Genomic DNA, 13,950 nt, shown 5'->3' with positions numbered 1-13,950 from the left:
CACGGCGACATGCCGCGTGCTTCGCGTCGCGGGGAATACAGGTTGCAGGCGGCGCGGGTGAGGGCTTGGAGCCACGCTCGCCGGCTGCATTGATTTGCACGGGACGAGACGGGGCCGGAACACGCGCGAACGCGCGCGCCGGCTAACCGGGGCGAGAAGCCGTAACAGTCGTCGAGACAGGAGCCATCGATGTTTTCGCAGGGACAGGCGGGAGCCAACGCATATGCGCGCGTGGGCGTTCAGACCGGCGTCATGGGAGCGAGCCCGCACCGGCTCATCGTGATGCTGTATCAGGGCGCGCGGCAGGCCATCGCGCAGGCGCGCATGCATACGCAGCAGAACAACGTGGGCGCGCGCGGCCAGGCGATCGGCAAGGCAATCAACATCGTCGAAAGCGGTCTTCAGCAGGCGCTCAACAAGGACGCGGGCGGCGAAATCGCGCAGCGGCTCGACGCGCTCTATTCGTACATGACGCGGCGTCTCTTGCAGGCGAACATGGAGCAGAGCGAGACGATGCTCGTGGAAGTCGACAATCTGCTGGCCACGCTCGAGGAAGCGTGGGTCGGTATCGGACCGGAAGTGGCGCAAATGACCGCCGCGGCCGTCTGAACGCAAATCGGTGGGCGACTGCCGGAGAAGAATGAAAACGACAGAAGAATATTTCGCTCACTACGAAGCCATTGCCGCGCTGTCCGCCCAGATGCTGAGAGCGGCGCGCGAAGGCGACTGGGGCGATCTGAAGGCGATGCAGGGCACGTATCGCGACCTCGTCGAACAGTTGAAGGACGCCGACCACGGCTCCGCGCTCGACGAGACCGCGCGGGCGCGCAAGCTGGACCTCGTGAAGAAGATTCTCGCCGACGACGCCGCCATTCGCGACCTCACATCGCCGAGTCTCGCGCGCCTGTCCGCGCTCTTCGCGGTCAACAGTCCGGCGCGCGTGCTCAAAAAGATGATAGGACTGCGTTAGGCAGACACGCCGCGATGCTTCGCGGACGTACTTGAGGATCTCGGCATGACAGGATTCGACTCCGCGATAGCAACGCTTCTGGCCGGCCGCTCGGACCTCGTCCTTTCCGCGATCCGCGCAGCCGATGCGGTGAACGGCGCGGCGGGCGCGGCCGCCGGACGCACGACGACGCAGGCGGGCACGTCCGCCACGGTCGATACGCCCGACACGCCCGAATCCGGCGCAGGGGGCGCGGGCCCGGCGGCATCGGCGCAGACCGAGCTTTCCAGCGTCGCGCGCACGCTCGACGTGATCTCGCGCTTGTCCGGCACGGCGTCGGCCGTCGTCGGCGACGCGCCGTTATGGCCGACGCCGCCGCGCCCCGCGAGCGCGTTCGCCGCGCTCACCACCGGCCTTTTCGATACCGCTTTCTCCTCTAACGCTGCCGCCGTCGCGGCCGCGCGCGCCGCGAGCCAGAACTTGCCGCCGCTGCCGGCGTCGGTGCTGGCGGGCGAGCTGGCGAAGACCGTCGGCGAGAGTGGGCTCTTCTACGAATCGCATCTGGCGCAATGGCTCGCAGGCCAGCGCACGGCAGCCTCGCTCGGCAACGAGCCGCAGGCCCGCGTCGATCCGCGCGCGTTGTCGCTGCCGTTCGATCTCGCGAGCGAAGGCGCACCGGACGCCGCGCACACCGCGCCGGCGTTCTCCGCGTCGCCCGCTTTCCCCGATCTTCACGACGCCGCCGCGCCGACGCCCGCGCGCGCCGTCGAGATGCCGCAGACGCCGCAGCAGGCGGCGGCGCTCGCGGCGTCGGTGCGCGACGCGCCCGCGTCGGCCCTATCGAATTCTCAGAGCGGAACCGCGAGTGCGAGCAATGCGAGCGCGCAGCCCGCGCCGTCCGGTTCGGGTTCGGCGATGCAGGCGTCGGTGGCGGCGGGCGTGCATCCCGCGACGCTCGACATCGTGCGCCAGCAGCTCGATCTTCTCGCGAACGGGCAGTTCCGCTGGCAAGGCGAGGCCTGGCCGGGCACGCGCTTCGAATGGGAAATCGCCCGCGAGCCGCGCGACGCCCGCGCGCCGGAACCGTCGGCGGACGAGCGCGCGTGGCGGACCCGCATCACGCTGTCGCTGCCGGCGCTCGGCACCGTGGACGCGGAGCTGGTCTTGAGCGGAGAGAAGCTCGTCGCGCGCATCAATGCGAGCGACAAAGGCGCGGCCCGGCTCGCGGCGGATGGCGCGGCGTTCGCGCGTCAACTGGATGCGGCGGGCATCGCGCTGGCGTCGTTTTCGGTGCGTTCGATCGACGGCGCGGCGGGCACCGAGCTCGCCCACGACGGAGGCCATGCGGCGCCGAAGCCGGTTCGGTCGCCGCTCGAACATCTGTTTCGCGCGCCGCCGCGCAGTGAAGGAGGCGCGACATGAGCACGCCGTATGGCCGCAAGCAGGCGACTGCGCTCACCTACGAAGCCGGCAATCGCGAAGCGACGCCGCGCGTCGTCGCGAAGGGCTATGGAATCGTCGCGGAGATGATCGTGCAGCGAGCGAAAGAGGCGGGCGTCTACGTGCACGAATCGCCGGACATGGTCTCGCTGCTGATGCAGGTGGATCTCGACGCGCATATTCCGCCCGCGCTGTATCAGGCGGTGGCGGAACTGCTTTCGTGGGTGTATCGGCTGGAAAACGAAGAGCCGCTGCGGGAGGCGGGGCGGGCGGTGCGCTGAGCGTGGTCGCGCGTCAATGGCGACGCTGTTCCTGCCCGCAAGCATCGTCGAATGCCGCCCGGCCACGGCAGCCAGGCCGAAGACTGCGGCGTGATCGACCTTGCAAACCGCAAGCTCTTCCAGACCATCGCGGTAGGACGTGCGCGGCAAGGCATCTTTTTCCTCGACCGCGCGCCGGTCACCGCGCCGAACGGCGCCTGAACGCGGCGGCGAACGGTGACAGAAGGGCGCTCGCGGGCGCCCTGTACTACGATTGAGTCACGGGCCGCTATCTGTTTTCCCTGCGACGCGAAAGCGTCGGCGCCCGTTTTCGTGCCGCCGCCGTCGCACTAGCCAAACGCCCGCGCCACGATCCTCGCATGGTCGAAGCGCGCCGGCAGCGTGCCGTAGACGCGCCCCATTTCGCCGCGCGCGTCGCCGAGACGCGTTTCGATGAACGCCTGCGCCACGTCCTCCGGCGCATGACGCGCGAGCAACACGCCCTGCGCACATAACGCCAACTGCTGCGCGATGCGCCGCGCCGACGCTTCCCTTTCCGATGCATCGCCCGTCAACATCCCGACGAGCGCCCCGAGTGCCGCGCCGAGCGCCGGATGCGTGGATGCCGCGTCGCGCCAATCGTCGAGAAGCGCGTGCGCCGCGTCCTGCTCGCGCTCGAACGCGCGCAGCACGTCGAGGCACATCACGTTGCCCGAGCCCTCCCAGATCGAATTGACCGGCGCTTCGCGATAGAACCGCGCCATCGGGCCGGATTCGACATAGCCGTTTCCGCCCCAGACTTCCATGGCTTCGCCGGTGAATTCGAGCGCGCGCTTGCAGACCCAGAACTTCGCGGCCGGCGTCACGATGCGCCGCCACGCGCGCTCGGACGGCGCGCTGCCCGCCGCCGCGCTGCGTTCGAACGCGCCCGCGAGCCGCATGAACAGGAGCGTCGCGGCCTCGGATTCCAGCGCGAGATCCGCGAGCACGTTGCGCATCAACGGTTGATCGACGAGCCGCGCGCCAAACGCGCTCCGATGCCGCGCGTGATGAATCGCCTGCACCAGCGCCGCGCGCATGAGCGCCGCGCTGCCGATCACGCAGTCGAGCCGCGTGAAGTTCGCCATTTCGATGATCGTCGGGACGCCGCGCCCTTCATCGCCGACCATGACGCCGTAGGCATCGAGAAATTCGACCTCGCTGCTCGCGTTCGAGCGATTGCCGAGCTTGTCCTTCAGACGCTGCACGTGAACCGCGTTCTTGCGGCCGTCCGGCGAGAAACGCGGCACATAGAAGCACGACAACCCGCCTTCGCCCGAAGCGCGCGCGAGCACCAGATGCGCGTCGCACTGCGGCGCGGAGAAAAACCACTTGTGGCCGACGAGCCGGTATTCGCCGCCGCGCCCGCCCGCGCCGAGCGGCTCGGCGCGCGTGCGGTTGCTGCGCACGTCGGAGCCGCCCTGCTTCTCGGTCATGCCCATGCCGACCATCATCGAACGCTTGCCGGCTTCGAGCGGAATGTCGCGCGGGTCGTGCTCGCGGGACAGCAGCGGTCCGGCGAGCCGCGCGTACAAGGCGGGCTCGTTGCGCAAGACCGGAATGCTGGCGAACGTCATCGTGATCGGACACAGCGAACCGGATTCGAGCTGGCCGTGCAGAAAGTAGCCCGCGCAGCGCGCGGCCATGGAGCCGGCGCGGGCGTGCGGTTCGAACGGCAGCGCGTGTAGTCCCTCGTGCCGCAACCGGCGCAGCAGTTCGTGCCACGCGGGATGAAATTCGATTGCGTCGATGCGCTCGCCGCGCGCATCGTGCGTCGCCAGTTCCGGCGTATGGCGGTTGGCCAGATCGGCGAGCGCGAGAACATCGGGCTGCGTGAGCACGCAGCCGTCGCGGGAGAGGGCGTCGGCGTGCCAGCCGGCGCCTTCGCGCTCGACCGCCGCCGCGAGCGCGCAATCGGCGGCGAACGCGTCGTAACGCTCGAGCGGCAGCGCCTGATTCGTGACCTCGTGCGTCTGACCGAACCGGCTGGCGGGTGCATCGGCGGATGAAGCATTCATACAGCGGTCTCCTGTCTCGGGCGGCGTCGGAGCCATCTCGAATTCATGAATCATAGGCCGGCGTTTCGGCGCACGGGTAGAGGCATCGCTCTCTTCATTGGCGGCCGGACGCGAGCGCCCGGTTGTCACAACGACGACAACTTTTCTGAGGCGCAGTCCTAAAGGCACGAGAGCTGAGACAAATCCGATTGTTCAGTCCGCCATGCCGACTTGCAGGACCCCGAACCTATAATCGTTCGGCCTGAATCGGGCGCTCGGCCCGGTGCAACAACGCTTTTCTGGAAGTATTCTCAATGAGCATCAACCTCAATCAGTCGGTGCAGGGCGCTTTGAACGAAAGCGTGTTGCAGCATCTCGCCGCGCGCGTCGGCTGCGCGCCCGAATCCGCCAAGCGCGTCGTTTCCCTGTGCGGGCCCGCGCTCATCGGCTCGATGATGAACAAGGCGTCGTCGCTCGACGGCGCGCGCAATCTGTTCAACGCGGTCATGTCGCCGGCCGTCAACACCCATATTGCCGAGGAACTGCCGCACTTCGTGCTGAACGACGACGGCATGCAAACGCTGCTGGCCACGAGCGCATCGGTGGACAGCGCGGTCGCCTCGCACGACAACGTCAACGCGCTCAGCGAACGCATCGCCGAATATTCGGGCGTGCCCGCGCACGTCACGCGCGTCCTGGCCGGCGTGGTCGGCGCGACCATTCTCGGGCTGCTCAAGCGCCACTTCACGCAGCACAACGGTCAGGTCGGCCAGTTGCCCACGCTGCTCGGGCACCAGTTGCCCGTCGTTCGCGCGAACATGACAGACGCCTTCGCGCAGGCGCTCGGCCTCGGCTCGGTCGGCGCGTTTCTGGCGGGCGTGGCGTCGCGGCTGAAGGCGGTGTCGTCGCATCTGGAACATCCGTCCACGCAGGAAGCCGCCGCGTTCCCGATCCACAGCGACCTGTACCCCGCGCCCGAGAGCGAGGAAACCAAGGAGAAGTCGAACAAGCGGAAGTGGCTGTGGGTAGCGAACGCCGCCGCGCTCGCGCTGTTCGCGGCGCTCGTCGCGCGCGGCTGCTCGACGGAAGACAAGCACAAGGACGCCGCGCAGGATGCGCAAGCGGACGCGTCGGCTTCGGGGGCGGCTTCCGGGTCGGCTTCAGATTCCGCTGTTGCCGCCGCGTCGTCCGACGCCGTGGCGAGCGGCGCGGCCGTTGCCAGCCAAGCGTCCGTGCCGACGCTGCTGCCGGGCAAAAACGCGCTCGCCGCGATCACCGTCGATGCGTCCGGCGTGCCGACCGTCAAGGCGACCGTCGGCAGCGACGAGGAGCGTCAACGGCTGATCGACCTGATGTCGGCCAAGTTCGGCGCGGACAAGTTCCATGCGAACGTCTCCGTCGACCCGGACACGAAACCTTCCGCATGGCTCGACAAGCTGGACACCCTCGTGCCCGTGATGACGCTGCCGGGCGCGCGCGTGCAGATCGACGGCGACAAGATCGAACTGGCCGGCAAGGCCGCCGACGCCAAACTCGGCTGGCTGGAAAAGCTGAAGGCGCTCTTTGGCTCGGGCTGGAACATCGGTCTCGCTTCGGCGCATGCGGACGCGGCGGCTTCGGATGCGGCGGCGTCTTCTGCAGCATCGGCGGCTTCAGCGGCATCGGCGGCGGTGCCTGCATCCGCTGTCGCGACTGCTGGAACTTGTTCTGCGCCAGCGATCGCGCGGATGCTGAACCTCAAGCCCATCAACTTCCGCACGGGTTCCAATACGCCGCCCGCAAGCGCGATGGCCGCGCTCGCGAAGTCGGCGCAAGCACTGAAAGACTGCGACGCGCACGGCGCGCCGATCATGCTGCGAATCGCCGGATATTCCGACAACACCGGCAGCGCGGCGCTGAACGTGGAATTGTCGAAGAAGCGCGCGGAAGCCGTGCGCGGCTATCTCGTGAAGCACGGCATTCCGGCCAATTCGTTGAAGGCCGAAGGCCTCGGCGAAGTCAATCCGATTGCCGACAACTCGACGCCGGCGGGCCGCATGGCGAATCGCCGCATCGAGTTCACGGAAGTCAACTGAGCGGGCGAGCAATGCGGGCGCGTTTCTTCGCAACGAAGATCAGCCGCCCGCGTCCGCCTTGTTGCCACGCGTACGCGCGAAACCATCGGCCATGAAGTCCTGATCGAGGTTGGCGGGCAGCACTTCCCGCGCAACCTCGATCCACGCTCGCGCCGCATGCGACAGATAGCCGTTGCGCCGCCAGCCGAGCGCCATATCCCAGTGAATCTCCGGCGCAACGACCGGCCGGCACGTGAACGCGTCGGTGTCGAGGCGTCGGCAATACGGCGCAGGCAGCAGCGCGATGCCGATTCCCGCCTGCACCAGCGCCGCCATGAAATCCCAATGCCCGCTTCGCCCGACGATGGTCGGCGTGAAGCCCGCCGCGCGGCACGCGTTCATCACGATATCGTTGAGCGCCAGGCTTTCGCCGTAGAACACGAACGGCTCGGCGGCGAGATCAGCGAGCGGAACCTCGCGCACGTCCTCCCAGCGCGCCCCTTTCGGCGCCACGAGCCATAGCAGCTGACGGCTGACCGGCAGCACGTCGAACATATCGGTATCGACGGGTTGCAGGACGCCGCCCAGTTCCAGTTCGCCGTCCATCAGCGCGGCCTCGATCGCCTTCGATCCGCGCTCGAACAGTTTCAGCTCGACTTTCGGATACCGCCGCCTGAACGCCGCGATGGCCGGCGTGAAAAGCGAGCCGCCCATCGGCGGAATGCCGATGGTGAGCGTTCCCCGCCCGAACGTGCCGAGGTCGTTGAGTTCCGCCTCCAGGCGGGCGTGCGCCGCGAGTACGTCCAGGCCGCGTTGGTAGACGATCTGCCCGGCATCGGTCAGCACCATCTGCCGGCCTTCGCGCAACAACAGCGGCGAGCCGACTTCGTCTTCGAGCGCCTTCACCATCTTGCTGATGGTCGGCTGCGTGACGAACATGTGCTCGGCGGCAGCGGTGAAGCTCTTCTGTCTGACGACTTCGACGAAATACCGCAACGCGCGCAATTCCATGATCGACTCCGGATTCCGAATTGGAATGAAGCGGATAAGGTTAAGTCATTTTTATTATGCAAACGACGGCTCTATACTCGGCTACAGGTTAACCCTAATCGCCCACAACGCCATGTCCGCCGTCCTTTCGAACGCAAGCACCACGAATACTGCCCGCGCCGCTATCAGCCGGTTCGCCCGCGTCGCGTTGCAGGCCGGCGGCATCGCGGTGATCTGGTTCGTCGCCGATTTCGTCGCGCGCAAGCTCGCGTTGCCGGTGCCGGGCGGCGTGGTCGGTCTGGTCGCGTTGCTCGCGCTGCTGTTCTGCGGCGGCATCGCGCCGCGCTGGGTGAAGGCGGGCGCCGACTGGCTGCTCGGCGACATGCTGTTGTTCTTCATCCCCGCAGCGGTCGCGGCCGTGCAGTACGGCGGCCTGTTCATGGAAGACGGCTGGCGGCTCGCGCTCGTCGTGGTCGCGGGCACGTTGATGGTGATGGTGGCCGTCGCGTTCGCCGTGGATCGCGCCGCGCGCCTCGAACGCCGTCTCGCGTTGCGCCGGGCGCTCGTCGCGCGTCACGCGGCGCGCGCCTGAGCCTGTGCCTGAGCCGACCGCCATGCACGACTTCTACGCCTCGCTCCTCGCCGACGACGCCGCGCGCCTCATCGCCGCCGGCTGCTTCGTGCTGACGGTCGCGCTGTACTTCGCGTCAAAGCGTCTTTACGCGCGATTCCGCAGCCCGTGGCTCACGCCGATGCTCTCGGCTCCCGCCGTGCTCGCGCTGATCGTCGTGACCGCGCGCATCCCGTATTCGGTCTACTTCGCCGATACGCGCTGGCTCATGTGGCTGCTCGGGCCGGCCACCGTCGCGTTCGCGGTGCCGATCTACGAATACCGCGCGCTTTTGAAGCGCCACTGGATCTCCCTGACGGTCGGCGTCACGGTCGGCATTCTGGTTGCCGTGGGCGGGTCGCTCGCGCTCGCGAAGCTCTTGCATCTGTCGCCGGAATTGCAGCGCAGCCTCGCGACGCGCTCGGTGTCCACGCCGTTCGCGCTCGCCGTGTCCGACAAGATTCACGCGCCGAAAGACCTCACCGCGCTTTTCGTGATCGCGACCGGCGTCTGCGGCATGCTTTTCGGTGAGATCGTGCTCGCGCTCGTGCCGCTGCGCACGCGGCTCGCGCGCGGGGCGCTGTTCGGCGCGGCGGCGCATGGCGTCGGCACGGCGAAAGCGCGCGAATTGGGCAGCGAAGAAGGCGTAGTAGCGAGCCTGACGATGATGATCGCGGGCGTCGTGATGGTGCTGCTCGCGCCCGCGCTCTCCGCGCTGCCGTTCTAGGCGCGCGCATCGGTAAAAATGCGGCTCACGCGGCGTCGAGAATTTGAATCAGCGTCTGCTGAAACGCAAACGATCCAATAAGACTTTGCTACAATCGTCCCTCGCCCCCGAGGAGCGTTGCGACGGTTGAGCGGCTTGCAAAAGCCTCATCCGCCAGGCTCGGTGGCATTCAATCCGGACGGTTCGAAAGCGCCTTTGAAAGCGCCCGCCGAGCCACCGCATTCGAACGGCGCTCACGTCAACATTTCTAGTCTTTTTTAGAAAGGAGGGCGTGATGAACGCCGCAGTTCTCGATTCCAACAATACCCAGGATTTCGTTGTCGCCGACATGTCGCTCGCCGCATGGGGCCGCAAGGAACTCGACATCGCCGAGACGGAAATGCCCGGTCTCGTGCAGATCCGCGAAGAATACAAGGCGCAGCAGCCGCTCAAGGGCGCGCGCGTCGCGGGCTCGCTGCACATGACCATCCAGACCGGCGTGCTCATCGAAACGCTGAAGGCGCTGGGCGCGGACGTGCGCTGGGCGTCGTGCAACATCTTCTCGACGCAGGATCACGCGGCCGCCGCTATCGCCGATGGCGGCACGCCGGTGTTCGCGTTCAAGGGCGAATCGCTCGACGAGTACTGGGAATTCTCGCATCGCATTTTCGAATGGCCGAACGGCGAATTCGCCAACATGATTCTGGATGACGGCGGCGATGCCACGCTGCTTCTGATTCTCGGCTCGAAGGCGGAGAAAGACCGCTCGGTTATCGCCAAGCCGACGAACGAGGAAGAAGTCGCGCTGTACAAGTCGATTTCGCGTCACCTCGACGCCGATCCGACGTGGTATTCCACGCGCCTCGCGCATATTCAGGGCGTGACGGAAGAAACGACCACGGGCGTGCATCGCCTGTATCAGATGGAAAAGGACGGCCGCCTGCCGTTCCCGGCCATCAACGTGAACGATTCGGTCACGAAGTCGAAGTTCGACAACCTGTACGGCTGCCGCGAGTCGCTCGTGGACGGCATCAAGCGCGCGACCGACGTGATGATCGCGGGCAAGATCGCCGTCGTGGCCGGTTACGGCGACGTGGGCAAGGGCTGCGCGCAATCGCTGCGCGGTCTGGGCGCAACGGTGTGGGTCACGGAAATCGATCCGATCTGCGCGCTGCAAGCGGCGATGGAAGGCTACCGCGTCGTGACGATGGAATACGCCGCCGACAAGGCCGACATCTTCGTGACGGCGACGGGCAACTACCACGTCATCAACCACGACCACATGAAGGCGATGCGCAATAACGCGATCGTCTGCAACATCGGTCACTTCGATTCGGAAATCGACGTTGCCTCCACGCGCCAGTACACGTGGGACAACATCAAGCCGCAGGTCGATCACATCATCTTCCCGGACGGCAAGCGCATCATTCTCTTGGCCGAAGGGCGTCTGGTGAACCTCGGCTGCGCGACGGGCCATCCGTCGTTCGTCATGTCGAACTCGTTCACGAACCAGACGCTCGCGCAGATCGAACTCTTCACGCAAGGCGACAAGTACGAGAACAAGGTGTACGTGCTGCCGAAGCATCTGGACGAGAAGGTCGCGCGCCTGCATCTGGGCCGCATCGGCGCGGAACTGACCGTGCTGTCGGACGAGCAGGCAGGCTACATCGGCGTCGACAAGAACGGTCCGTTCAAGCCGAACCACTACCGCTATTAATCGCACGCGGCGGCGGGGCCGGCGCGGATGCGCATGCATCCGCGCCGCGCTTTGCCCGAACGACGACAAACCGGAGAACCCTCGATGACCGTGCTGCTGACATGGCTGATCAACGCGCTCGCGCTTCTGATCATCACCTATCTCGTGCCGTCCATTCACATTCGCAGTTTCGGCACGGCGCTGATCGTCGCGGTGGTGCTCGGGCTGATCAACGCCGTGCTGCGTCCGGTTCTCATCATCCTGACGTTGCCGGTGACCATCCTCACGCTCGGCCTCTTCATCCTCGTGGTGAATGCGCTGTGCTTCTGGCTGTGCTCGTCGCTGCTGAAGGGCTTCGAGGTCTCGGGTTTCTGGTCGGCGTTCTTCGGCTCGATCCTGTACAGCATCGTGTCGTGGCTTCTGTCGGCGCTCGTGTTCGGGCAGCGCAACTTCGGCTAGCCGCCGCGCTTCGTGCGCACACATCATCATGAAACCCATCGAACTCTCATTCGAGTTTTTTCCGCCGAAGACGCAGGAAGGCGTGCAGAAGCTGCGCGCTTCCCGAGCTGAGCTCGCCAGGCTCGCGCCGAAGTTCGTCTCCGTGACGTTCGGCGCGGGCGGCTCCACGCAGCAAGGCACGCTCGACACCGTGCTCGAAATGGCGGCCGAAGGCCTGGAGGCTGCGCCGCATCTGTCGTGCATCGGCTCGTCGCGTGAAAGCCTGCGCGCGATTCTCGGCGCGTACCGCGAGCACGGCATTCGCCATATCGTCGCGCTGCGCGGCGACCTGCCTTCGGGCATGGGCGAATTCGGCGAACTGCGTTATGCGTCGGAACTGGTCGCGTTCATTCGCCAGGAACACGGCGACTGGTTCCATATCGAAGTGGCCGCGTATCCGGAGTTTCATCCGCAAGCGCGTTCGCCGCGCGCCGATATGGAGAACTTCGCGCGCAAGGTGAAGGCGGGCGCGAACGCCGCGATCACGCAGTACTTCTTCAACGCGGACGCATATTTCCGGTTCGTCGGCGAAGCGAGGAAGCTGGGCGTGGACGTGCCCATCACGCCGGGCATCATGCCGATCACGAACTTCTCGCAGCTCATGCGCTTCTCCGACATGTGCGGGGCGGAAGTGCCGAGGTGGATCGCGCGGCGTCTGGAAAGCTACGGCGACGATCGCGAGTCCATTCGGGAATTCGGCCTCGACGTGGTGACGGGACTGTGCCGCCGTCTGATCGACGACGGCGCGCCCGGCCTGCATTTCTACACGCTCAACGGCGCAGCCGCGACCAGGACCATCTGCGAACGGCTCGGTTTTCAGAGCGCCTGAATCTCGCGTTTCTTGCATCACCCGCGCGGCGCTCGCCGCGCGGTTCTTTCTCTCCTCCCCTTGACCGACGTTTCGCGCTCCGACGCAATCCAACACGTGAAAAGTGGAGAAAACCCACCACGCGCGTAACTTTTGTTCGTGCTAGTGTTGCGCCCGGTTTTTTCGTCCGCTAACAAGGCGGTGGACGCGATCAAGTAAGATCGCGCTACGCCGGCCAAAAGCTGGCATTGACTTGGAGGAAACATGAAGAAAAATGGCCTGTTGCGAGTCGCCCGCATGTCGGCGCTCATGGGCGCCGTCGCCACGGCAACGCTTTTCGCGGCGAGCGCCGCGAACGCGGCAATCCCGAACAAGACGCTTGTTTACTGCTCGGAAGGCAGCCCTGCCGGTTTCGATCCCGCGCAGTACACCACCGGCACCGATTTCACCGCGAACACCTTCACCGTCTATAACCGCCTCGTCGAATTCGAGCGCGGCGGCACGAAAGTGGAACCGGGTCTCGCGGAAAAGTGGGAAGTCTCGTCGGACGGCCTGACGTACACGTTCCATCTGCGTCACGGCGTGAAGTTCCAGACGACGTCCTACTTCAAGCCGACGCGCGAATTCAACGCGGACGACGTGCTCTTCACGTTCAACCGCATGCTCGACCCGAACCAGCCGTTCCGCAAGGCGTACAACGTGCAGTTCCCGTACTTCACGGACCTGGGCCTCGACAAGCTGATCTCGAAGATCGAAAAAGTCGACCCGTACACCGTCAAGTTCACGCTGAAGGAAGTGAGCGCGCCGTTCATTCAGAACATGGCGATGGAGTACGCGTCCATTCTCTCCGCCGAATACGCGGACAAGCTGCTGAAGGACGGCAAGGCCGCGGACATCAACCAGTATCCGCTCGGCACCGGCCCGTTTATCTTCCGCAGCTATACGAAGGACGCGACCATTCGCTTCGACGGCAATCCGGACTACTGGAAGCCGAACGCGGTGCAGATTTCGAAGCTGATCTTCTCGATCACGCCGGACGCCGCCGTGCGCGTGCAGAAGCTGAAGAGCAACGAGTGCCAGGTGATGAGCTATCCGCGCCCGGGCGATATCGCGGCGCTGAAGTCGGCATCGAACGTGGATACGCCGTCGCAGGCCGGCTTCAACGAAGGCTACGTTGCGTATAACGTGACGAAGAGCAATCTCGGCAACGCCGACGTGCGCCGCGCGCTCGACATGGCGATCAACAAGAAGGCGATCATCGATTCCGTGTATCAGGGCGCGGGCCAGCCGGCCACCGCACCGATGCCGCCGACGCAGTGGTCCTACGACAAGAACCTGAAGGCGAACGCATACGACACCGCGAAGGCCAAGCAACTGCTGACCAAGGCCGGTTTCCCGAACGGCTTCGAGATCACGCTGTGGGCCATGCCCGTGCAGCGCGCCTACAACCCCAACGCGCGTCTGATGGCCGAGATGATTCAGGCCGACTGGGCGAAGATCGGCGTGAAGGCAAACATCGTGTCGTATGAGTGGGGCGAGTATCTGAAGCGCGCGCACGCAGGCGAACACGACGCGCTCTTGATCGGCTGGACGGGCGACAACGGCGACCCCGACAACTGGCTCGGCACGCTGCTCGGCTGCGACGCGGTGAAGGGCAGCAACTTCTCGAAGTGGTGCTACAAGCCGTTCGACGATCTCGTCGTGAAGGGCCGCTCGACCACCGATGTCGCCGCGCGCACGAAGGCGTACACCGACGCGCAGCAGATCTTCGCGCAACAACTGCCGTTCTCGCCGATCGCGCATTCGACCGTCTATCAGCCGGTCAGCAAGAAGGTGACGAACATGAAGATCGAGCCGCTCGGCTATGTGCGTTTCGATGGCGTCGGCCTGCAGTAAGTCTTGC

The 13,950-nt window shown here is 65.8% G+C and carries 13 protein-coding genes, 1 pseudogene and 1 riboswitch; of the genes and pseudogenes, 12 read left to right on the top strand and 2 right to left on the bottom strand.

Going from position 1 to position 13,950, the window contains the following annotated elements:
* Positions 1 to 189 precede the first annotated feature (189 nt).
* From fliS to NCR35_RS00460, 5 genes and pseudogenes are all read left to right on the top strand, one after another.
* Entirely contained in the window at positions 190 to 609 is a 420-nt protein-coding gene (fliS, locus tag NCR35_RS00480; protein ID WP_244847469.1) for a flagellar export chaperone FliS, read from the top strand.
* Between the two features lie 31 nt (positions 610 to 640).
* Complete coding sequence (locus tag NCR35_RS00475; protein WP_250532593.1) at positions 641 to 970, top strand: flagellar protein FliT; 330 nt, start codon at positions 641 to 643, stop codon at positions 968 to 970.
* 45 nt (positions 971 to 1,015) lie between these two features.
* Positions 1,016 to 2,371, top strand: a complete 1,356-nt coding sequence (gene fliK / locus NCR35_RS00470; RefSeq protein ID WP_250532592.1) for a flagellar hook-length control protein FliK — start codon at positions 1,016 to 1,018, stop codon at positions 2,369 to 2,371.
* Entirely contained in the window at positions 2,368 to 2,670 is a 303-nt protein-coding gene (locus tag NCR35_RS00465; RefSeq protein ID WP_206467213.1) for an EscU/YscU/HrcU family type III secretion system export apparatus switch protein, read from the top strand. Before fliK ends, NCR35_RS00465 begins: the two co-directional genes overlap by 4 nt.
* A 75-nt stretch (positions 2,671 to 2,745) precedes the next feature.
* Positions 2,746 to 2,871: pseudogene (locus tag NCR35_RS00460) on the top strand (YncE family protein); the annotation flags it as partial.
* Between the two features lie 128 nt (positions 2,872 to 2,999).
* Here NCR35_RS00460 and NCR35_RS00455 read toward each other — a convergent pair.
* A complete protein-coding gene (locus NCR35_RS00455) occupies positions 3,000 to 4,706 on the bottom strand; it encodes an isovaleryl-CoA dehydrogenase (protein WP_250532591.1) in 1,707 nt (568 codons plus the stop codon).
* Positions 4,707 to 4,999: 293 nt separating this feature from the next.
* Between NCR35_RS00455 and NCR35_RS00450 the strand changes: the two genes are divergently transcribed.
* The gene (locus tag NCR35_RS00450; RefSeq protein WP_250532590.1) at positions 5,000 to 6,760 is read left to right on the top strand and encodes an OmpA family protein; all 1,761 of its coding nucleotides are present in this window, start codon (positions 5,000 to 5,002) and stop codon (positions 6,758 to 6,760) included.
* A 39-nt stretch (positions 6,761 to 6,799) separates the two neighbouring features.
* Here NCR35_RS00450 and NCR35_RS00445 read toward each other — a convergent pair whose 3' ends face one another.
* Positions 6,800 to 7,750, bottom strand: a complete 951-nt coding sequence (locus NCR35_RS00445) for a LysR family transcriptional regulator (protein ID WP_250532589.1) — start codon at positions 7,748 to 7,750, stop codon at positions 6,800 to 6,802.
* Between the two features lie 112 nt (positions 7,751 to 7,862).
* On the opposite strand from NCR35_RS00445, the gene NCR35_RS00440 reads away from it, so the two are divergent.
* The 6 genes from NCR35_RS00440 (at position 7,863) to NCR35_RS00415 (ending at position 13,943) form a co-directional block, all read left to right on the top strand.
* Positions 7,863 to 8,321 carry a CidA/LrgA family protein gene (locus NCR35_RS00440; protein ID WP_250532587.1) on the top strand — a complete coding sequence of 153 codons (459 nt, stop codon included), beginning with the start codon at positions 7,863 to 7,865 and terminating at the stop codon, positions 8,319 to 8,321.
* Positions 8,322 to 8,343: 22 nt separating this feature from the next.
* The gene (locus NCR35_RS00435; protein ID WP_244847462.1) at positions 8,344 to 9,066 is read left to right on the top strand and encodes an LrgB family protein; all 723 of its coding nucleotides are present in this window, start codon (positions 8,344 to 8,346) and stop codon (positions 9,064 to 9,066) included.
* Positions 9,067 to 9,169: 103 nt separating this feature from the next.
* Positions 9,170 to 9,308, top strand: a riboswitch (S-adenosyl-L-homocysteine riboswitch).
* A gap of 32 nt (positions 9,309 to 9,340) precedes the next feature.
* Entirely contained in the window at positions 9,341 to 10,762 is a 1,422-nt protein-coding gene (gene ahcY / locus NCR35_RS00430; RefSeq protein ID WP_244847461.1) for an adenosylhomocysteinase, read from the top strand.
* 84 nt (positions 10,763 to 10,846) lie between these two features.
* Entirely contained in the window at positions 10,847 to 11,200 is a 354-nt protein-coding gene (locus tag NCR35_RS00425; RefSeq protein ID WP_175938503.1) for a phage holin family protein, read from the top strand.
* Between the two features lie 28 nt (positions 11,201 to 11,228).
* Positions 11,229 to 12,068: a methylenetetrahydrofolate reductase [NAD(P)H] gene (gene metF / locus NCR35_RS00420; protein ID WP_250532586.1), complete on the top strand. Its 840-nt coding sequence runs from the start codon at positions 11,229 to 11,231 to the stop codon at positions 12,066 to 12,068.
* A gap of 243 nt (positions 12,069 to 12,311) precedes the next feature.
* Positions 12,312 to 13,943 carry an ABC transporter substrate-binding protein gene (locus NCR35_RS00415; RefSeq protein WP_250532585.1) on the top strand — a complete coding sequence of 544 codons (1,632 nt, stop codon included), beginning with the start codon at positions 12,312 to 12,314 and terminating at the stop codon, positions 13,941 to 13,943.
* The last annotated feature ends 7 nt before the right edge of the window (positions 13,944 to 13,950 follow it).

This window comes from Caballeronia sp. AZ10_KS36, assembly GCF_023631105.1.
GTDB lineage: Bacteria > Pseudomonadota > Gammaproteobacteria > Burkholderiales > Burkholderiaceae > Caballeronia.
The sequence above is the reverse complement of the archived record's forward strand: the minus strand, read 5'-3'. Positions and strand labels throughout refer to the sequence as shown.